Here is a 306-nt window from a genome sequence, read left to right on the forward strand (position 1 = left end):
AACCAGGGCCTGAAGGCGACCGACGTACCGGTGGTGGCGTTCTCGGTGGGTGAAGAAGAGCTGCGCGGCATCGACACCAAGCCGCTAGTGGGTAACCTCGCGGCCTGGAACTACTTCGAGTCGGTGGAGAACCCGGTGAACAAGAAGTTCGTCGCCGACTGGAAGGCTTACGCCAAGGCGCACAACCTGCCAGGCGCGGATAAAGCCGTGACCAACGACCCGATGGAAGCCACCTACGTAGGCATCCACATGTGGGCGCAGGCGGTTGAGAAAGCCAAGTCCACCGACGTCGACAAGGTGCGCGAA

The 306-nt window shown here is 61.8% G+C and carries 1 protein-coding gene; it reads left to right on the forward strand.

Annotated elements, in window-relative coordinates:
• On the forward strand, nt 1–306 hold a 306-nt coding region (locus AC3XQU_RS23565; protein ID WP_489876565.1), incomplete at both ends, for a transporter substrate-binding protein.

Source organism: Telluria sp. AZSoR62 (assembly GCF_058111565.1).